Origin of the sequence: Gluconacetobacter dulcium, from assembly GCF_014174165.1 — a bacterium.
Lineage (GTDB): Bacteria > Pseudomonadota > Alphaproteobacteria > Acetobacterales > Acetobacteraceae > Gluconacetobacter > Gluconacetobacter dulcium.
This window is the reverse complement of sequence record NZ_JABEQN010000001.1, coordinates 244,118-264,975: the sequence shown is the minus strand read 5'-3', so window position 1 is coordinate 264,975 and position 20,858 is coordinate 244,118. Positions and strand designations below refer to the sequence as shown.

Here is a 20,858-nt window from a genome sequence, read left to right as displayed (position 1 = left end):
AGCCGTTGGTGGCAATCGAATCGGCGGCAGTCGCATGAGGCAGAACCCGGGGGGAGGGATTATTGTTTCTTTACCGGAATTATGTGTGTGATGTTGGCCGCAGTGAGCTTCGACGTCGGAGTATATCGTGCGACGACCGGAGCATCGGTGGCAGGGCGGGGCAGGATGGAGCACCTGCTTCATCAGGCTGATTTGCCCGAGTTAAAACGGCAATAAAAACAATTAAATAAACGGATGTTTGCGATTGCCGCGGCAATGAGGACCTGGGAAGCATGTCGGGAAAACGGCAATAGATCGTGCGGGGCGACAGGGGGCCGGGCAAGGAGACGTTTGTTGCAACTTTGTCACGCGCAACGGATTTTTCATTCGTTTTTAAAAATGAGTTTGAATAATTAATGAAATTTCTGCTGCTCTCTATACAAAACCAGACCAATCGGTCAGGTTCCCGGAAAAATGACCTCGGGGGGTCATCTTTCATCAATGGAGATTGTATGACAAACTATATCAGGTCGACGATGCTCGCTCTGGTGTCTTCGACTGTGCTTTCGTCGATGGGGGGAGCTGCGTTCGCGCAGGACGTTGCGCCGTCGGCATCCAAGCCGGTTGCCAAGGCGCCCGCGACCAGAGAGGCACGTCCCGCCGAGAAGGTGGCCGACGCACGCGCGACGATGCTGGGGGCGACCGAGCCGACCGATCAGGAACGCATCGAGGTACGCGGCGTCCGGACCCTGGGCGACGGTGTGACCGGTCGCGCGTTCGGTGGCGGCCTGATGGGTAAGGAAGATGCGCCGAAATCCATCTCGGCCGTTACCCGCGACTGGATCGCCAAGCAGAATCCGGCGGAAAACCCGATGCAGCTGATCGCGCTGCTGCCCGGCGTCAATACCTCCGACACCGACCCGATGGGGATGACGGGCGGAAACATGTCGGTACGCGGTCTGACCGAAAGCCAGATGGGCTTCACGCTTGAAGGTTTCCCGATCAATGATATCGGGAACTTCGCCGTTTACCCGCAGGAAATCGTGGACTCGGAAAATCTGAAGACGATCCGCGTGGCCCAGGGTTCGGCGGATCTCGACAGTCCGCATCTGAGTGCCACGGGCGGCACTGTCGATATGTACATGATCGACCCGAAGGCGAAGATGGGTGGCCATGTCAATATGAGCTACGGCTCGTACAATGGCACGCGCGGCTTCCTGCGCTTCGATACCGGTTATCTGGGCAATACCAACCTGCGGGCCTATTTCTCATACTCGCAGGCGCGTCAGGACCATTGGCGCGGCCCCGGTGTCGAGGACAAGAAGCACGGCGAAATGAAGCTCGTCTCCGACTGGGGCGACGGCAACCGCTGGTCGTGGGCTGTAGTCGGCAACGGTATGGAAAACAATGCCTATCGGGCTGTCTCGCTGTCTTCCTGGGACCAGTATAAGCAGTATGGCGACAAGGGCGTGAACCCGCTAAGCCCGCCGGCGAACTACAGTGCCATCCCCTATACGGTCTCGCCGAACGGGACGAAGACCTACAACAGCAACTACTACAAGCTGCACCCCAATCCGTTTACGAACATCTATTCCTCGATGCCTTCGACGTTCAACCTGGGCCATGGCGTGGTGCTGACCGATACGCCGTATTTCTGGTACGGGTATGGCGGCGGCGGTGGCGGCCTGTCGACCTATTGCCTCGACGGCAATGCCTGTAGCGCCAACAAGATGTCGGTGGTCGGACAGACGGTGACCGGGTCGGTCGATGGCGTGACGTCGGGAACCTATCCGTTCTACTACACCAGCCTGACCCAGACCTATCGTCCGGGCAACACGGCCAAGGTCACCCTGACCACCGGCGTCAACCGGCTGATGATCGGTTACTGGTTCGAATATTCCAAGCAGACCCAGACGTCGCCCTACAGCCGGGTCGGCGAGGATGGCGCGCCGTTGAATTCGGCGGACGATACCGGCAACCTGGTCATCACCAGCGGTCCGTATCGCGGCGAGACCCTCCAGTATCGTGATTCGTTCACGCAGACCCGGGTTCATACGCCATTTATCGGTGATCAGCTCTCGCTTCTGAATAACCGCCTGACGATCGATGCCGGGCTGAAATATGCCATCGTCGATCGCAGTGGCAGCAACTATCTGCCGATGCCATCGCAGAAATATGTCACCACCAATTACCGGGTGGCGCTGCCGACCGGTGCGATCCGCTACAAGATCGACGCGCACAACCAGGTCTTCGCCTCGGTTTCGACCAATTTCCGTATGCCGCAGAACTATTCGCTTTATGATTCTGGTACATACAACACGAAGACGCACGGCTACAGCACGGTGCCCAACCCCAAGCAGGCGCCTGAAATCTCGATTTCCGAGGAAGCTGGTTGGCGTTATCAGGATAGCCTGATCTCGGCGGCGGTGACTTATTTCCATTATGCCTTCACTGGTCGCCTTTATACCCAATTGCTGCCGGACCAGGTGACTACGACCAACATCAATGCCGGTAGTTCGCATGCCGACGGTATCGACGTTGAGGTGGGAACGGCGCCGCTGCGCTATCATCTGCGCCCGTATGCCTCGTTCGAGTATCTGCATGCCGTGACCGACAGCAACATGCCCGCCGGTGGCGACTATCTGCGGACCAAGGGCAAGATCGCGCCGCAGGCACCGCAATACCAGGTTGGTTTCGGCCTCGATTACGATGATGGCCATGCGTTCGCCGGGTTCAACCTGAAATATGTGGCGCGGCAGTATTCGACGTTCATGAATGACCAGAGCATCCCTGGTTATGTTCGCATGAACATCCATGTCGGGTATCGTTTGCCGAAGCTCGGTTTCTTCCAGAACCCGGAGATCCGCCTGAACCTACAGAATATCTCCGACAACCGCTATCTCGGTTATGTCACCTCGCCGCAGGGCAATGCGGTGGCGACCGTCGGTGTGAACGGCAGGAAGATCGGGGCCAGTTATCCGAACTACTCGATCGCGTCGCCTTTCGCGGCGATGGCCACGATCGGTAGCGATTTCTGATCTCTATAGCCTCTTCGGGATCGTGCCTGCGGGGATGATCCCATCAAGCGGAATACGGCGCAGTGGCTTATGGCCACTGCGCCGTATTGTTTTTGGGGAAATGTCCGTCGCCTGATGCGACGGGTGACGCGACCGGAGGCGGTGCGGTGATCGTACGCGTGACGGTTCAGTTCAAGCTGGCGGGCGGCGATGAGGTGCCGCAAGGACCTGAAGGTCAGCGACGATGTGGCGGATCGGGTCCGACCAGTCGAGAGGTACGGCCTGCTGATAGATGCGCAGGCTGTCATACCATGGGGAATCGGTGCGGCCGGAAAGCCAGCGCCAGCATTGGTCGTAGCGAGACAGCATCCAGACCGGCTTGCCCAGTCCGGCCGCGACATGCGCGGTTGATGTGTCAACGGCGATTACCAGGTCGAGCGCATTGACCAGCGCGGCAGTGTCGCTGAAATCGTGCAACAGGGGGGTATGATCGACCAGATGCATGCCGGTAGGCGGGGTTCGGGCCTGCCAGGATTTTTCGCCGATTTGTAGGCTGTAGAATAGAATATTCGCATCTGTCCGGGCTAGAGGCGCGAAGGTTGCAAGGTCGGTCGAACGTCGCCGGTCGGCCAGTTCGGCCGCCTGGATCTCGGGATGCGGAGCGCCTGCCCATACCAGACCGACGCGGAGGGGATCGGGACGTGCCCCGTTTGCTGCGTCGTCCTGATGAAACATCTGGTGCCAAAAGGATGTCTTTTGCGCATCTGCGTGAAGAAAGCCGCCGGCGCCGGGGATGGTCGCCAGGGTCGTGCTCAGTGCGAAGGGCAGGCTCAGCACAGGGCATTGGAGATCGTGCGGCGGCACCACGTCGTCTTCGGAAAAAAACTGCTGTTCGGGAAAAGATTGCCGCAGCAGGGTCAGCAATTCCTTCCGTGCCCGGACGATGACATGGCCGCCCCGCTGGGCGGCCAAGGGAATGAAGCGGGAGAACTGGATCATGTCGCCAAAGCCGCCCTCGGTATGGATCATGAGGGTACGGCCTGGGAAATCCTCGCCTTTCCATTGTGGTACCGTCATGCCGTAGCTGCGCGAACTGTGCGTTGTCCAACGCCACTCATATTCTCGAAAACCGGCGACATAATCGCCCTGCGCCAGTAGTGAGATGGCATAGTTGGTGCGTGTATGCACGTTGTCGGGTGAAAGCTGTATGGCGACCTGATGAAATTTCTGGGCCAGTTCATGTGCGCCGCGATGGTCGAGGAGCAAGCCGAGATTGCTCAGGGCCAGGGCGTGCGCCGGATTGCGTTGCAGGCAGTTTCTGTATGCCGCGATCGCGTCATCGTAGCGTGCCAGGTGCAGCAATGTGTTGCCCAGGTTGGACCATGCATCGGGTTGGGTCGGGTCGAGCGCAATCGACCGGGTGAGGACTATGTATGCGTCGTCAAAACGGCTGCTTGCGTTTAACAGTCCGCCGTAATTGCTCAGGGTTCTGGGATCGTTCGGGGTGGATGCCAGCCGGATCTGATAGGCTGCCGCGGCCTCGTGCAGGCGTCCGGCAAGCTGCAATGCCTCGGCGCTGTCTTCGGGATGAAGCGCCTGTTCCGCAGAAGACCCGACTGTCTGGGACAATGACGTGCACCCCTTATGCTCTTGGGAGAAGAAAAATGGCGACGGAGGTGCGCGATTTTTCGGGAAATCGGCCTGACGGCTGCATGTTCTGACGGAAGATGGAAGGATGCGCTTCAGAGCGATGAAAACAGCTGATGGCCGGACAGCGCCGACAAAGCCGGCATCGAAGCAAGAAGGTTGGGCCTGATATCGGCACGCTATCGTCTGGAGAGGAAACGTGCGGATATCAGGGTGCGTTTTGCTGGTCGCTGGATCGTGTGCGGAAAGGCTAAAGCCTGCGAAGATTAGATATAATCTGCCAGCGTCATGCCCTTCATATCGGCAACCAGCTTGTAGGAGACTTCAAGCTGCAATTTGACGGATGCGACCTGGGTGGCGACGACAGCGGGATCGACACCCATGGAATCGTCAAGCTGATCTTCCAGCGTCGACTGGACATTGGTCAGCAGGCTCGATTGTGCCGTCAGGTTATTCTGGGTGGTGCCGACCGACGCTTCCAGTTCGGTGAGTTGGCTGATGGTGGTTTGCAGTGACGAATAAAGCTGCTTCGCCATGTCTGAAAAGCCGCTTGTCGATGATGACATGCCACCCATGGCCGAGGTCATCATCATGTCGCGCATCAGGTCGCGGATCGGCGATCCCGTCGATGTCGAGGACGCTGCGGAGGTCGTCGAGCTTTGTGTCGCGACGATACCGACATTTGTCGTCGAGTCGTTGTTCGTCACCGTGACACGCTGCTGGTCCTTGGCCGAATTGGCTGAAACCGAAATGGACGAGGCAAAGACAGAGAGCGGATCGCTGGAAGACGCATCGTTCGTTCCGGCGGCCGTCGTGGCCTGTTGCAGTGCCGATGTCGCGCCATCGGTGGAGAGCGCGTTCATGATGCCAGAAATCGTCGTTGCGAGCTTGCTGTTCGCGAGCGGCTCCGAGCCGGCGATCGTCGGCGTGTTGGTATCGGTTCCGGAAAAGATATAAGTCGAACCGCTGGTCGTATTGAGGACGCTCTTGAGGGCGGAGAGGGAACTTGTGGCCTGTTCGGCCACGGCCGATACCGCGCTGGTCTCGGTTGTGCCGGAAACACTGAGCAGGCTTGTCGCCATGGCCTGGGCTTGTGAGACAAGCTGGGCCAGGGCGCTGGCCGTGACGGTCAGGTCGGTCTGCGCATTCGTGATATTGGATTGCCATGCCTTGATCTGGGTGATTTTCGGCGTGAGGCTGATCGCTGTCGATCGTGTGGAACCGAGGCCGGCGAAGGTCGGAGCAATGGTGCCGTTGCTGGCCTGCCAGGTGAGGGTTTCCTGTTGGAGGGACATAGCCTTGATGCCGGCGGAAAGAATCAGTGAGGGCGCGCCGCCGCCATATTGATTGATTGCCGAACTCATCAGTTTTCTATCCCGATCTTGTATTAGTTGATGGCGTTCAGAAACGCGGTAAACATTGTCTGGACTGCGGATACGATCTTGGCGTTGGCAGTGTAGGCGTTCTGCAAGGCCACGACCTTGGCCAGTTCGTCATTGACGTTGACGCCGGAGACATCCGCGACTTTTGCCTGCAGGACGGTCTGGACCGATGTGCTGGCCGCCAGATTGCTGCTGGTCGCCGCGATGGTCGCGCCCTGGTCCGACGTGAGCGCCGTGGCCAACTGAAGCAGCCCCTGGGCGCCGGTATAGCCGGTCGAGATATTTCCGTTCACGCCCAGATTGTTTGTCGGGGCCGCGAGATCAGGGCCGCCGGAACTGGTCTGGTCGCTGACATTGGCGGCGCTGGTGCCGAATGCCTGGCTGAGAACCTGCTGAATGATGGTCGAATCGCCGGCCGTTGTCGTGCCGGTGGTCGTATTGGTGGCGGCCGTCGTCGTCTTGTTGCCTGCGTTGTCGGTTGTGGTCGTCGTTGTCGTCAGCAGAGACGGTGTATTGACATACATGGTGCTGACGCTGATCGCGGAGGACAGGCCGACGATGCCGGCCGGTGTCGTTTGCGTCGTGTTGGACGATTGGGGCACGGTCGTGCCCGTGGCATCGGTGCCGTTCGTGAACAGCGAGAGGCCCGCGTTATTGAAGCGGTTGATCAATGTATAGGAGAACGAATCCAACTGCGCCTGCGCCTTCGGGTAGGTCTCGTCGCGCAGGGTAATGTTTGCACCGAGCGTGCCGCCGGCCAGATGCGAGGTAATGTCGGTGCCGGTCAGCATGATGCCGGGGATCGCCGAGGTGCTGCCACCCGTGTAGGACATCGCTGATGTAACGGTCACGTCGCTGGTGCTGAGCGGCCAGGTCGTGGAAGGCAGCTTCTGTGAACTGTCGCTGAGTCCGATCTGGTCGGGACGGGTCGGCAGTTTCGTGCCGTCCTCGGTCCGGACGATCATGTCGCCGTTCGATGACTGGGAAAATGTGACCGACAGCTTCGACGACAGGTCGGTCATGACCCCCAGGCGCTGATTCTCGAGATCGGCCGTATCGGAGCCGAGCGACTTGAACTTCACGATCTGTTGCGAAAGAACGCCGATCTGCGTCAGGTCGGAATTGATGGCCGGGACCGTCGAGGCGACACTGTCCTGCGCATTCTGGCGCTGGGTCGCATAGGTCGATGACAGCGTATGGATCGTATTGGTCAGGGACTGCGCGCCCGTAATCACCTGTGTCTGCGCTACGCTTTGCAAGGGCGTGGAAATCAGCGATGTCAGCTCGGCCTGCACGTTGCCCAGTTGATCGGTCAGCGTATTGGTGGTGCCGGCAGGGGTGGTGTTTGTCGAATTCGCTGCCGTCGTGCCCTGGACCGCCGAAAGCGCGGTGAGTGAATTGTCCATCGCGGTGTAGGATGCGACCTGGGCATTCTGCGCATACAGGGCGGATTGCAGCGCCTGATTGATATGCAGTTGCGTCGCGCCGATACGGACGCCATTTCCGACGCCGGCGGTGACGGCGCTCGTGACGGTCGCCGTCTCGCTCACATAGCCTGTGGTGCTCTGGTTGGCGACATTCTGGGATGTGACGGAATATTGATATTCGATCGCATTCAGGCCGCTGGTGGCTACCGAGAGAGAGGATAACAGATCCATCGTTGTAAAATTCCCTGTACCTAGCCACCTGTCCGCGGAACATTCGCGTTCGCCGCCGAAATATGGCAGACCCCGAGACTATGTTATGGATTTTGCTATCCGTTAATGGTTTCTAAAAGGTTACGCGCAGCGCCGCCCGCTATCGCCGAACGGTCTTTCTTCAAAACGGTCTGTCTCAGACCGACGGCTCGGCGGTGATCTTGTCGATCGCGTTCATGTTGCGGGTCGATTCGGTCTGTATGAGCTGGAATGTCAGATCATAATCCCGCTGGATCTCGACCATTCTGGTCGCTTCCGAGACCGCGTTGACGTTGCTCGATTCCAGCATGGCCTGCCGGATCTCCGGACGGACGACGGTGTGGGTCTGGGTGGTTGGCCGAAGAAGAAAATGACCTTCGGGCATTAATGTCTGGGGATTGTCGACCGTTACCAGACCGATTGTTCCGACGACGCCGGTCTGGGTCGAGATGCTGCCATCGGTCGCGACAGAGAGCAGGTCTTCTTCGTTCTGCAGGACCAGGTTCCGGCCGGCATTGTCCAGAACGGGATTTCCCGATCCGTCGACGATCGTACCATCCATGCGGCGGTGGAACTGGCCATTGCGCGTCAGCCTAATTCCCTGGGTGGTGCGGACGGTAAAGTAGCCTTCGCCGTTGATGGCGAAATCGGTCAGGTTGCCGGTGGCCCTCAACGGGCCTTGAAGCTGGTCGCGATAGGTTGCCTGATCCTGCGTATAGGCTTCCTGCTTGTCCCCCGGCAGGGTGTTCGGCCCTTTCTGTTTGACGAGATATTCGGAAAACAATTGCCTGCTCGCCTTGAAGCCGTCCGTGTTGGCATTGGCGAGGTTGTTGGCCGTTACATCGAGAGCGCGCGTCAATGTATCGACGCGGGACAGGGCAATATAGGTGGTATTGTCCAATGTCGCTCTCCAGAAGGAACCGGGCGGAGCGCCCTCAGGCCGGTGTCCGTCCGATCAGTTGACCAGCAAGCCCGGCAGGCGGAAACGGCGACGGACCATGCGTGCCAAGAGTAACGAATTGCTCGTGCAACGGCAACAGGAGAGGCGCGCGTCTGCGGTCTGTGACCCTGCCGAAGGCGCCGTCCGGCTTGTCCTTATTTCATCAGGTTGATCGTGCGTGTCAGCATGGACCGCGTGATCTGCATGGTGTTGAGGTTGGCCTCGTACGAACGTTGCGCTTCATGCGTGTCCAGGATTTCGACCATCGCGCTTACGTTCGGCATCTTGACCAGGCCGTTGGCATCGGCTGCGGGATGGGACGGATCGTATTTTGTCTCGAACGGGGTCTGGTCCTGTCCGATTTCCTTGATGTCCACACCGGAAACGCCGGAGGTGCGATTCAGGGTTTCCTTGAACGTAATCGTCTTACGCCGATAAGGGTCTGCGCCGGCTGTCGTGCCGGTGGTTTCCTGGTTGGCCAGGTTTTCGGCCGCGATCTGAAGGCGCTTTGCCTGGGCACGCATGCCGGAGGCAGAGATGCCCATTGTATCGGAGAAATCCATGATGGGCCTCGTGCGATCAGGAGGATGAGGAGCCGAGGGCTATCGAGTACATTGACATATAGACGCTGTAGGCGTTCGTCGCGAGACGTTGCTGGTCGTTAGTGTCCGCGATCTTTTCAAGTTCGCCTTCGATGTTGACCTGATTTCCGTCGATGGAGGTGCTGGTGCCTGTTCGCGTTGCGCTGCCGACGGTGCTGCGTCCGGCCAGATGGCCCGGAGCGGTCTGTGCCAGCGTCATGGCCATCTGGTTTTGCAGCACACCCTGAAACGATGCGATGTCCTTGGGCGCATAGCCCGGCGTATTCGCGTTGGCGACATTGCCAGCCAACACGGATTCGCGGTTTTGCAGCCATTGCAGGCGGCGCCCGGCCAGGTCCAGCACATCGGTGCCGCTATGAGCCTGTGACATTTGGGATGACAAGGCTTCCAGCATACGCTGTCAATTCCCCTGGTTTTCGTTCTGGCTCAGATCCTGAGCGTGTGCTTTTCGTATATAGTGCGTATTGGCGTCTGAATAGTGTGCCTTTATGGCAAGAAGGCAGTTTTTTTAGTCCGGTTAGAGGGGAGCCGCCGCGGGCGACGTGTCTGCGCCTCCGTCCGGCGACTTGGTCATCAGCCTGAACATGCGTCCACGATCCCCGTCCGGCATCCGGTCTCCGACGCGGTCGGCCACCCAGCCCAACAAGGTTTGATCGGCCGCCTGCGAGGCATCCGAGGCTAGGCGGAGGGCCAGGATCTGCTGGCTATCGGTCAGGGGGCCGGTTGGGGGGAGCAGGTCTGCTGCCATCTTGCGGACGTCGCTGGCCGCGGCTGCCCATTCGCCTTTCTGTTCATGCACGCGGGCTGTCAGGTCGAGCGCGGAGGTGTTCGCGCTGTTGCGGAGAAGGGTCAGGGCCTTGGCCTGGTCGCCAGTTGCAAGCGCGATGCGGGCGGTGAGCACCTGTCTGGTGGTCTTGATATCGTCCGGAAGGGAAGGATCGTCCGTGATCGTCAAAGCCTGCGCCGCCTCCTGGGGAAGCCTTCTTTCGATATCGGTTTCCGCCAGTGCCGCGCCTGCCAGCGCACGCAGATCGGGGGCGGTGAGCATGGGAATGGCATCGGAAAACGCCTGGGCCGCATCATCCGGCAGGCCGAGGGCGAGAAGCATCCTGCCGTAAGAGACCAGAATGTTGCCCTTCCGTGCTCCTGGCGGCAGATCGGGCAGATGGACCTTCAGCATCGCCGTATCGTGCAGAAGACCTTTCTTGTCCGATGCGGGGGGGATCGAATCGGCAAGGCCGGTGAGGGCCTGGGACAGTAATGGCGCCACCATGTCCTTTGACGAGGTGTCGGGGTGCAGCCGGGCTGCGTCTATGGCCTGGAGTGCGTCGCTCCAGCGCTGCGTCTGCATATAGGCGTCGGCCTGCATCAGGCGGAGCTTGGCCTCGCGGCCGGCCAGTCGCGCGTCTGGGATCATGGTTTCGAAGAGTTCGGCCGCCGCGTCCGGTTTGATGCGGCCATCGGCGAGTTCGATCGCTGTTTTCTGTTCGAGCGCCTTTTCGGCGACCTGGGGATCGCGACTGTCGGCCAGCTTCTGGAACGCGGCGTAGGCTAGGTCCCGCTTGCCGGAGCGCATCTGCCTGAATGCTGTTGCGAGTTGATAGGCAGGGCCGCTGGGCAGGTCGTCCAGCGCCGCGAGATCGTCCGGCGTGCCGTAACGGGCGATTTCCTCGGAGGCTATCGGCAGGAGTACGTCGCGAACCGGGGCGGGATAGGATTTGAGTCGCGCGAAATCGCGAGCCAGCAGTTGGGCCGCCGCCGCATCATTCTCGCCGGTGGCGGCCAGATAGAGCCCCTGCCATAGCTGGGTTGCGCGCTTCTGGCTGGCAGGCCAGGGGCCATTGAGCATCGAGGCGCCGTCCATGTCGCCGCACAGCAACTCGGCGGCGCCCAGAAGGAACCGGACGTCGGGCAGGGCGGCTTCTTCCGGGTCGTCCTGGAGGGCGACGGTGAGGATGCCGCGGGTCTCGACGAAGGCGCCGAGGCTGAAGGCGGCTTTCGCCGCCTTCAGCCGCTGCGTGAACCGATGGAAGGGATCCGAATCCGCGGCGGCGAGAAGAGCGGCGTGATAGCGTCGGGTCAGGGCGTCCAGGGGAAGATTCTGTAGCCCCAGCCATTTCAGATCGACATCGTTGGCATAGGCGGCTTCGCCGTGATCCAGAAAGCCCTTGCCGTCCTGGGTCAGGAGGATGCCGCTGGGGACAGGTTTCAGGTCAATGCGCGGCGAGTGGGCCGCGATCACGACGCCTTCGGACGTCGGCCATACGTCATAGCCGTCGCCGTTTCGCAGGGAGAGAATACCGCCATCGTCCAGGATCGACGTGCCGACCAGCAGCCGATCTCCGGACGCGGGATCCGCGATCGAAAGGACGCGACCGGATCGGCGCATCGGATACAGGATGCCGCTGTCGGTATATTGCGGATTGATCACGCGCCTGTCGTCGTAATGGTCGCCTGGAGGCGGCTTGTCGCCCAGCACCCACCCTTCCGCTTGCTGGGAAAGGTAGAGACGTCGCGTATCCGGGAGGCGGACCTGGATCAAGGTCGCGTCCGGGAGGGTCTTGACGGACAACGTCGAGAAGAGGCCGTCACCGCGCAGGGCGCTGGTATCCATCGGCTCCGCATTGTCGACGACAATAATGAATCTGTCGCCGCTCTGAAAGGCCGCGATGCCCATGCGCGACGGCACCGGAAGCAGAATGCGGCTGGTGGACGCAACGCTTTGTGGGGGAGCCCCGGCACCGGCTGTCGCGGGCGTCTTCGATGAGGATACGCGTGACGCCTCTTTCGTACCGCTCTTCGCGGTGGCTGGTCCGGTGGGAGGTGTCGTGGCTGGCACCTGCGGCGGGTCCATGAGCGTTGCCCGCCAGGAGGAGGGCAAGCCCTTGAGCAGGATCGAATCGGGCAGTTCGACATCCTGCGACGGATCGGGCGTCGGCTTCGCGGCTGGAGATGCAGGTGCCGGGGGAGGGCTGGAAGACGAGGCGGCGTTGCGTCCGGTGTGGCGGTGGGCCGCCGCATGTGGATTTGCCGCCATGGCGGACGGAAGGGTGGAGCAGGACAGACATACGAGGACTGAAAGCGTGACACGGTGTCTTACGCGGGAAGGTCGGCTGAAAGGCACGTGTCTTTAATCCTGACGGGGAGTATTTCCCCGCTGTCTCGAGGTCATCGTCTCTGAACGGATCTTATCGCTAGATGTCCGCGAAGACAGGATTGGAGTAGCCATGTCGTCAGACGGGACGCTGTGGATCGATCGGGAAGAACAAAGCCGGACGAATTTCATCTGCCAGCAGGCCGGTCATACGACAAAGACATGCTGGCAGCGAATAGGCCGGCCGGCGGCGATCGATCAGGCGAAGAGATCAACGGCGCTGGCGGTCGCGGATTCCTTCTTGTTCTTCGTGCCGGTCGGCACAATCTGGCCGCTGGCGTCGAACTTTATGGACGAGGACGAACCATCAATGCCGCTGGAGCTTATATTGACGCCAGTCGCTGCCGCATGCGCGGGGCGCGCGCTGCGGTAGGCGACGTGAGAGGCCGTCGAGGTCGCTTGGCGGAGGCTGGACGCGAGAAGCGAGGCAGCCGTGATGTCAACCATTTCGTTATCCTTCAAAACCAGAAAGCAAAATAAATACCGGCTGAAAACGCAGCCGCGAGATGCCTCACATTCCCGATCCGCCTGTGTGCCGGGCGGCAGTCATATGGTCCAGCCACGAGGGGCTAAGGCAGATTATCCCTGATAAGCGTTCCCTGTCGGACAAAGTGCGTCTTTCCCGGACCCAATCCAGTTATGCGGCTACACGTCCCGGCTTTCGTTTCGAGGAAACGCGGTGCGAAAGCTACAGAAATGATTCAGTCATATCTCATAGTATAACCGAACTATGCTCCCTTCAGTTTATGGGATGGCTGCGGCTTCGCCAAGATGGTTTTTTCCTGTTCAGGGCGTGCCGCCGATAATCGTTCAAGGCTGCGGAGCCTGTGCAGTTGTCGCTGTCTGTGGCAGGTATGTGAAGACATGAGGGCAGGGTAGTGTTCTTCCGATGATAACGGTGCCGCCGTGATGTGTCGGCCTTGACACTTGCCGCTATATGGGGACTTTTGGACACACCACCTATTCCGATATTGAACAGACGTGACTGTCTGGCGGAAGCAGCAGAAAATTGGATAGAGGACAAGTATAGTCCTGTATTTCCTCGCGATAAGCGACCATACATTTGAGGCGGAAGTGGATATGCGCGTACTCTGCGTTGGCGAAGATTCGACTCGGGGAAATGGTCGACCCTACGAGGGATTGTCCAAGGCCGCGGTGGATGGGTCGGTCTCGATAACGATGTCGGGTTCTGCCGGAGTCGTGGAAACGCTGCGGCGGTCCCATTACGATATCGTCGTCATCCAGCAGGCTTCACCCGATATGAAGTTGCTGCGTCATATCCGCAACAGCCGGGTGCCGACGCCGGTTATGGTCATTGCCCTAACGTCCACGCCATTGGAAGTGGCCGAACTGCTGTCCATCGGTGCCGATGATTGTGTGCCGGCTTCGGTTGATCCCGCGGAGCTTCTGGCCCGACTCCGCGCCATTGTCAGGCGGGTCAGCGGACATGACAGCCTGACCCTGCATATCGGCCGCTTGACGGTTGGTGTCGACAGACGGGAAGTCCATATCGATTCCAAGCCGGTGCCCTTGACGCGCAGAGAGTACGACCTTGTGGAACTGTTGGCCCTGCGCAAGACGCAGGTTCTGAGCAAGGAAACGGTTCTGGATAGCCTCTATGCCGGGGAAAGTGAGCCCTATGGCAAGGTTATCGATGTCATGATCTGCAAGATACGTAAGAAAATGCGCAATTTCGGCATTGATGAGCCGTTTACGACCCTGTGGGGGATTGGCTACCGGCTGAATGAGGTAGCGTTTGCTCCGCTGGGAGCGAGAGCGAGTGCCGTAGAAAGCCGGACCGGTCAACCCGCGAAGGAGTCCTGTATTCCGGTCATGTCCGGCATCAACATCATGTCGTCGACGACGTTGGATCTTGTGTAATTTGCGGCAGGGGTAACGCGCGCCGGAATGTGTCTGATAGCTGGATTGTCTGGAGCCGCGCGCGGGCGGTAGGCCGGCGTGTGCTTCCTGCAAATTGGCTGTTCACGGCAATGGAATCGGGAGGGACTCTTTCAACGTGGCCCACTGATGTCGATCTGGTGGCGATGTTGCACGCTTCGTGACGGGCCGGCCATCAAGGCGGCCCCGTTCCAATGCTCAAAAAACACCCCGGACGCATGGTGCACGTCATGCGTCCTCGCGATCGGGATTGTCCGGGCTGAGGGGCCTCCTCCGGGGCGTGATGCCGGAAGAGGCGTATTTTCAGGAACTGGCGCTGCTTGAACCGGTGCTGCTTTTGGTTCCCGATGAGATATTGGTTACGTTCGACATCGGGATGGTGGCGCTGCCCATTTCGAGTTCCATATCGGAATCTCCTTTTTGGACGCCGGTGATGGTTCCCGTTACGGTGAAGGGAACGCTGGATGTGGTCCCGGTGGAACTGATCGTCTGTACCGAAACACTATAGGCGCCGTCGGCCAGTTGGTGGCCGTTATTGTCGGTGCCGTCCCATGTCCAGGTGTTGGTGCCACTGTCGGCGGTTGCGACGACATCCTTGACAATGGTGCCGGCGGAATTGGCCACTGCGATGGCGACCGTTGAGCCCGATGTGCCGGAGAAGCTGAGCGAGGCGGAACTGTTCTGAAGCGGCAACGTCGTCGTGCTTGCGGTTGCTTTCTGGCCGACCAGGGCGGTGCTGTCGGTCATCTGGCTGCTTTCATTCAGCGAGATCAGCGAGGAGAGTTTTGAATTCGTCTCGACCTGCTGCTCTACCCCGGCAAACTGCGCGAGTTCCGACGTGAAGGTGTCGGTATTCATCGGGCTGCTCGGGTCCTGATGCTTCAACTGCGTGGTCAGGAGCGACAGAAAGGTGGTGTAGTTATTCGCCAGAGAAGACAGGGCCGAAGTCGTGCTGCCGCTGCTGCTTGAACTCGAACTGCTGGAAGCGGATGTGTTCGCAGCACTCTTGGCGGCTGCTTCCGCTGCCTGAATAAGCTGGGTCTCGTTGCTGACACGCGATGTCGTCGTCATTTGCCTGTTCCCTTTCTCCCCGCGACGGCCATTGGGGTCATGCGGTAATGTTGACGCCGCTCCCGGCATAGGGGCCGGACGGTCTTGTGGAATGCGAGCCGCTTTGCGTCTCGGGATTACCTGCGCCCTGGTCGGACGCGATGCTATTGGTGCTCCCGGCGCTGCTGCCGTACGATTGCTGACCGTTGTGCCCAGAGCTGCCGCCAGACATGTTGCCGGAAAAACCGCCATTATATGCGGTGCCGTCGGCATTCTGGTTTTGGTTCTGGTCCTGAAAATTATCGCCATTGTTGCTGCTGGCGGTGACAACGTCAATTTTCAGATTGCTCACATCCACACCGGCGGCGCTGAGTGCCGCGACGAGTTCATGTCTGTTGTCGGCCATGTGGCGTGCGGTGCCCACGTCTTCGCTTTGAAGAAAGACCCCGGTTGTCAGGCCATCCGTACCTTCGAGACGCACATGCACTGGAGTGGAATCGTCGGTCATGATGGTCATGGAAAGAGATGTCGATCCGTCATCGGCTTGTACCGTGAGCGGGGAAGTTATCGTCTTGCCGTCCGTTTCACGCGACGTACCAGTCTCTTTCGAGGTGAAGTCCCCCTGGGGTGCCGACCCCGTGTCGTTCAGCGCGGTTACAAAGGCACCTGACGGCGTGAGGCTAAGGGGCAGATTGAGGCCGGTGGATGTCCGCGAGGCAGTCTGGGCGTTCGCTTCGTCGCCATTGTCGTCGGCGGAAGCGGATTCTCCGTGCGTGCCGCTATGTCCGCCTGATTGTATGGCAGAGCCGTCCGAGCCGTCGGGAAGAGGCGTGAGACTGGAGACAGGAGTTGTCGCATCGTCAGGCGAGAGTGACAGCGCGGCCGATGCAGGGCTGCGGTGCTGACTGTTCTGATTCGCTGAGGCGGATTGCCGGAGCGGAAGCGGAGGGGACGATCCACTGGTCGCGGATGCCGTGGTGACGGTCGCACTATCTTTCTGGATGGAAGACGTGTCATGCGATGCATGGCTGCGGTCGTTTGCCGTAGTGGCAGAGGCCGGGAGCGCCGATTGCCCTGCGGGAGAGGTGGTAGCGGTCAGGATCTGCGGGCTGTCCGGCGTTGGCGTGGTGCTGTTCTGGGTTGCGGTTGCCGGCGTGATTGTAGCGGACTGAGGCGCGGCGTTGGCCAGGGTCTGCGGGTTGTCGGGCGTCTGCGTCGGCTTGGCCGTGGTGCTGTTCTGGGTTGCGGTTGCCGGCGTGACTGTAGCGGAGTGGGGCGCGGCGTTGGCCAGGGTCTGCGGGTTGTCGGGCGTCTGTGTCGGCTTGGCCGTGGTGCTGTTCTGGGTTGCGGTTGCCGGCGTGACTGTAGCGGACTGAGGCGCGGCGTTGGCCAGGGTTTGCGGGTTGTCGGGCGTCTGCGTCGGCTTGGCCGTGGTGCTGTTCTGGGGTGCGGTTGCCGGTGTGGCTGTAGCGGAGTGAGGCGCGGCGTTGGCCAGGGTCTGCGGGTTGTCGGGCGTCTGCGTCGGCTTGGCCGTGGTGCTGTTCTGGGTTGTGGTTGCCGGCGTGGTTGTGGCGGGCTGGGGTGTGGTGCTGGCCAGGATTTGCGGCTTGCCGTTCGGCGTCTGGGCTGGTGTGGTCGTGGTGCTGTTCTGAGCGGTTGACACCATTGTTTGCGATGAGGTGGAGACCAGGATCTGTGTGCTGGCGGGTAACTGCGTGGAGGCGGCTTGGCCAGCCGCGCGTGCCACGCTCTGCGTCGGCGCGGTTGTTGGATTGCTCTGGTCGGTTGCCGCAGAGGAAGTCGCTGGCGACTGCGAGGCAGTGGTCGTGACCTGCTGGTTGTCCGGAATCTGGGCCAGGATAGCGGCGAAGGAGTTCGGATCGGTCATTGCAGTGTCGGACGGAGTCGCGAGTGCGACTTGCGGCTCGGACATGGATACCGGGGTCTGCTGGCTTGCGGCCACCTGTGCGGGAGCGGAGGTGGAGGGCGACTGAGACGACGGGTTTGCCGAGATGGCGGCGTCTGTCTGGCTGGCCGGCCTCTGTGGCTGTGATGACAAAGGAGGAAGGTTCTGCTGCAGTCCGAGGGTCTGAGACAGGATGTCTGTCAGCAGGTTCTGGTTCTGAGATGTCAGATCGGATTCCGTGGCGGTGTCGGTCGCTGTGTCCGGATCGGATTTGACCTTTTTCGCCTGACTGGCCGTGGATTGATCGGTCGCGGTATCCGTTGTCTTGACAATTTGTGAGGACAGCGCGGTCGTAACCGTGGCTGCCGGCAGGTCGATGGTCTGTGCCGTGTTTTGCCCGGCCCGATTGTCGGCCGGGCCCTTCGATGTCGTCTGGGGGGCGTGGGCAGCCGTTTCATGGGTGCCCGCATGGTCCTGCGATCCGCCAGCGTGTTCGTCTTGTGCGTTCTTGAGGTGGGCACTGAAGGACGCCTGCCCGTTGGAGGGGCGCCGTGTCGTCCGGGACCTGGACGTCGTCGCCCCGGAGGTGGCGGAGCCAGAAGAGACAGGGAGCGGCGAACCGGATGACGAAGAGGCAAGCGCCTGATCCGTTTTCGTCGAAACTTTTGACATCGTAATGCCCATCGGACGTACCGTATTCCCTGTCGTCATTCCGCTCCGTCAGGCCGCGGCAGCCATGGTGGGCTGCGACACGGATAATGCCGTATCGAGCTCTGTAAACGAAGGCATAAAAGCGGGCGGAATGTCCTTGCGTCCGATTTCGGCACTGACCTGAGGCGGGTTGCCTTGAAGATGCGCCACGAAGACAATCCGGATGATGTCCTGATAACGACCATCCTGGGTTATCACATCGCGCATCCGGGCAGCGAGAGGTGCTACGACGCCATAAGACAGCAGCACGCCGAGAAAGGTGCCGACCAGGGCGCCGGCGATCATTTCACCCAGAACGGCTGGCGGCTTGCTGATCGAGGACATCGTCTTGATGACGCCCAGGACCGCGGCCACGATGCCCAGTGCCGGCAGGGCATCCGCGATGCTCGTCAGGCATTCGGCGGTATGCAGCTTCGCCGTCAGGTTCTTTTTCAGCTCGCGGGCCATGACTTCGTCAAGCTGGTAGGCATCGTCCATATTGAGGCTGATCAGCCGCAGATAGTCACAGATCAGGTTGCGGGTTTCGAGATCGTCGCGGATGGCGGGCGATTGCGCGAAAATGCTGCTTTCGGCCGGGTTTTCGACATGTTCTTCAAGCGCCATGTTTCCCTTCGCATGGGCCAGGCGCGTGAACCGGAACAGCGTGAGCAGGAGTTCGGTATAGGCCGCCTTGTCGTAACGGGGGCCTTTCAACGTCGATTTCAGGTCGGGAAGCAGTTTTTTGAGTGCTCCGGCGGAATTCGACATCACGAAGATGCCGGCCGCCGAACCCATGATGGTCAGCATCTCGAAAGGCATCGAGGCGAGCAGAGGGGCCAGGACACCCCCGGAGGCCACGAACGAGCCGAAGACGCAGAGCAGCGCAAAGACGAGGCCCCCGATGAAGAGCATTGAGTTGTCTCCGTTTCACCCAGATATGCCGGCCGGCACCCGCCGGTCGCAGTGATATGCAGTGTTCTCGATCCCAGGCTGTCGGACCGACGTCTTTGGTGCCCGCTTCGTGGCTGCGGAGGGGCGTTATTTCGGCTTTGCCGCTTCGGATGCCTGCTGTTTCACGTCCGTTCCTTCGGGTCCGGGTGATACCGGAGCGGGATTGTCCGACAAGGGAAGGACGGGCGGGGCAGCATCCCCATACATCTTGTGCATGACAATCACGACCCGCCTGTTGGCTGCGGCCGAAGGGGTTGCGGGAACGGCCAGGGAGCGATCGGCTCTTCCCGAGACATCGAGGATATTGGTGTCGGGATAGCCGGCCTTGACCAACGCCTCACGGGCGTAATCCGCCCGCAGCGCGGAAAGGGTCCAGTTGGACATGCTCCAGTTCTTGCCGGGGCGGTACATGTCGGAATCGGTATAGCCGATGATGGAAATGCGTTCCGGCATCGGAGCGAGCCATTTGGCGATTTCGGCCAGCATCTGCCGGCCCTTGCTGTTGGGGGCCGGCGATCCCGAATCGAACATCGGTGTATTGTTGGCATCCCGAAGCTCGATCCGGATGTCGTTCCGGCCGAAACTGACCGCCACGTTGGAGCTGGCGTCGTGAAGGGTCGGGCTTTTCTGGATTGCCTGCTGAAGATCGGACGCCATCTGTTCGATCTTGCCCTGTTCGGCGGCTGCGTCGTCGGCGCCGACATAGGCCGTATGCTGGGCGCCGCCGCTGTCCGGTCCGCCAATCGGGACGACACTGGGGGGGCGTGGGACGAATGCTGTCCTGATCCCGTAGGTGATGTCGTCAGGAGCGCCACCTTCTATGGACGTGATAGGGCCGCGTCCTGCGCCGAGCTTTCTGGATTGTGGCGCGTTCGAACTCGTATCGTTCTTGATCATCTGCAACGATTTCCCCGCCGTGAGCGGGGATGGGGAGGCGTCGAGCACGCCATCCGTCGGCGGTACAAGAGTCTTGTTGTCCGCCATGGGATTGAAGAATTGCGCGATGCCCCGGCGTTGCTCGTCCGTTGTCGCGTTGAGGAGCCACATGACCAGAAAGAACGCCATCATCGCCGTCATGAAGTCGGCATAAGCGATTTTCCACGCCCCGCCATGATGGCCCGGCTCGTCGGAAGACTCGCCGCTGCGCCTGATGATGACGGGAGGTTTGTTGTTTCTGGCCATGTGGAACTACCGTGACCTTACAGGGCCTTGTGATGGACCATGCCGACGCGGCAGGACGGATCTCCGCGATAGGCCGCCCGCCCGGCATGGGTCAGGACAATGGAGGTATCGAGCCAGACTTCGCCACCGAGTTCGCGCCAGCGCCGGCAGAACGTGAAATCCTCGCTCAGATAGGTGCCGGTTTCCGGGTCGATGCTGGCGTCGAACAGGGCGTGATACAGGCCGGCATCTCCGCTGCCCGCGGTATCGATCCGGCGATAGGCGGTTTCGGGATAATGCTTGATCATGCGGGCGATCGCCTTCCGGCTGATCATCATGAACCCCGTGCCGGCGTAATGTGTCCGCATGAGCGGACCTTTTTCCCAGGTCTCGTGCATGGCGTCGGTCTCGCCGACATAGCGCAGGGAGGCCGATTCCTGGGGTTCGCCGCGCAGGATGTTTTCCTGGGTGCCTTTATCCCAGAACCGGTCCTTGATCGGATACATGCCCGCGATCAGGTCCTTGTCGGCCGCGAGAAGGCGCGCCGGCGCTTCCGCGGGGAAGCCGATATCGGCGTCGATGAAAAGGAGATGCGTGGCGTCGGACCGTGTGAAGAACTGATGGACCAGGGTATTGCGCGCCCTGCTGATCATCGCGTCGTCGCCGAGCAGGGAAAGAGTCATCGGAGTCCGCATCACGCCGGTGCAGGCGATAATGGATTCCATGTATTCCTGCGTTACCAGACCGCCGAAACAAGGCGTCGCAATGAATAATTTTGCGGTCTGTTGTTCTGTCTGTTCCATG

General features: G+C 60.4%; 15 protein-coding genes. 2 read left to right on the top strand and 13 right to left on the bottom strand.

Annotated elements, in window-relative coordinates:
* Positions 1-491: 491 nt before the first annotated feature.
* Complete coding sequence (locus tag HLH25_RS01225; RefSeq protein WP_246400812.1) at positions 492-3,017, top strand: TonB-dependent receptor; 2,526 nt, start codon at positions 492-494, stop codon at positions 3,015-3,017.
* A 171-nt stretch (positions 3,018-3,188) separates the two neighbouring features.
* On the opposite strand, the gene HLH25_RS01220 is transcribed toward HLH25_RS01225, so the two are convergent.
* From HLH25_RS01220 to HLH25_RS01185, 8 genes are all read right to left on the bottom strand, one after another.
* Complete coding sequence (locus tag HLH25_RS01220; RefSeq protein ID WP_246400801.1) at positions 3,189-4,625, bottom strand: tetratricopeptide repeat protein; 1,437 nt, start codon at positions 4,623-4,625, stop codon at positions 3,189-3,191.
* 284 nt (positions 4,626-4,909) lie between these two features.
* Complete coding sequence (locus tag HLH25_RS01215; RefSeq protein WP_182972309.1) at positions 4,910-6,007, bottom strand: flagellin; 1,098 nt, start codon at positions 6,005-6,007, stop codon at positions 4,910-4,912.
* A gap of 23 nt (positions 6,008-6,030) precedes the next feature.
* Entirely contained in the window at positions 6,031-7,683 is a 1,653-nt protein-coding gene (flgK, locus tag HLH25_RS01210) for a flagellar hook-associated protein FlgK (RefSeq protein WP_182972308.1), read from the bottom strand.
* A gap of 175 nt (positions 7,684-7,858) precedes the next feature.
* The gene (gene flgF, locus HLH25_RS01205) at positions 7,859-8,602 is read right to left on the bottom strand and encodes a flagellar basal-body rod protein FlgF (protein ID WP_182972307.1); all 744 of its coding nucleotides are present in this window, start codon (positions 8,600-8,602) and stop codon (positions 7,859-7,861) included.
* Positions 8,603-8,796: 194 nt separating this feature from the next.
* Positions 8,797-9,204, bottom strand: coding sequence for a flagellar basal body rod protein FlgC (flgC, locus tag HLH25_RS01200; RefSeq protein ID WP_182972306.1), 408 nt, complete (start codon positions 9,202-9,204; stop codon positions 8,797-8,799).
* A 16-nt stretch (positions 9,205-9,220) separates the two neighbouring features.
* A complete protein-coding gene (locus HLH25_RS01195; RefSeq protein WP_182972305.1) occupies positions 9,221-9,637 on the bottom strand; it encodes a flagellar basal body rod protein FlgB in 417 nt (138 codons plus the stop codon).
* 123 nt (positions 9,638-9,760) lie between these two features.
* Positions 9,761-12,280, bottom strand: coding sequence for a hypothetical protein (locus HLH25_RS01190; protein ID WP_246400792.1), 2,520 nt, complete (start codon positions 12,278-12,280; stop codon positions 9,761-9,763).
* Positions 12,281-12,595: 315 nt separating this feature from the next.
* Positions 12,596-12,844 (bottom strand): hypothetical protein, encoded by a 249-nt coding sequence (locus tag HLH25_RS01185; RefSeq protein ID WP_182972303.1) that lies wholly within the window; start codon positions 12,842-12,844, stop codon positions 12,596-12,598.
* 633 nt (positions 12,845-13,477) lie between these two features.
* Between HLH25_RS01185 and HLH25_RS01180 the strand changes: the two genes are divergently transcribed.
* Positions 13,478-14,278: a response regulator transcription factor gene (locus HLH25_RS01180; protein WP_182972302.1), complete on the top strand. Its 801-nt coding sequence runs from the start codon at positions 13,478-13,480 to the stop codon at positions 14,276-14,278.
* A gap of 321 nt (positions 14,279-14,599) precedes the next feature.
* On the opposite strand, the gene HLH25_RS01175 is transcribed toward HLH25_RS01180, so the two are convergent.
* The 5 genes from HLH25_RS01175 to HLH25_RS01155 all read right to left on the bottom strand — a co-directional run bounded on the left by HLH25_RS01175 (position 14,600) and on the right by HLH25_RS01155 (position 20,857).
* Complete coding sequence (locus tag HLH25_RS01175; RefSeq protein WP_182972301.1) at positions 14,600-15,367, bottom strand: flagellar hook assembly protein FlgD; 768 nt, start codon at positions 15,365-15,367, stop codon at positions 14,600-14,602.
* A gap of 37 nt (positions 15,368-15,404) precedes the next feature.
* Positions 15,405-17,936 carry a hypothetical protein gene (locus HLH25_RS01170; RefSeq protein ID WP_182972300.1) on the bottom strand — a complete coding sequence of 844 codons (2,532 nt, stop codon included), beginning with the start codon at positions 17,934-17,936 and terminating at the stop codon, positions 15,405-15,407.
* A 36-nt stretch (positions 17,937-17,972) separates the two neighbouring features.
* Positions 17,973-18,854: a flagellar motor stator protein MotA gene (gene motA / locus HLH25_RS01165; protein WP_182972299.1), complete on the bottom strand. Its 882-nt coding sequence runs from the start codon at positions 18,852-18,854 to the stop codon at positions 17,973-17,975.
* A gap of 126 nt (positions 18,855-18,980) precedes the next feature.
* Positions 18,981-20,075: a flagellar motor protein MotB gene (locus HLH25_RS01160; protein ID WP_182972298.1), complete on the bottom strand. Its 1,095-nt coding sequence runs from the start codon at positions 20,073-20,075 to the stop codon at positions 18,981-18,983.
* 17 nt (positions 20,076-20,092) lie between these two features.
* A complete protein-coding gene (locus HLH25_RS01155) occupies positions 20,093-20,857 on the bottom strand; it encodes a hypothetical protein (protein ID WP_182972297.1) in 765 nt (254 codons plus the stop codon).
* Position 20,858 lies beyond the last annotated feature (1 nt).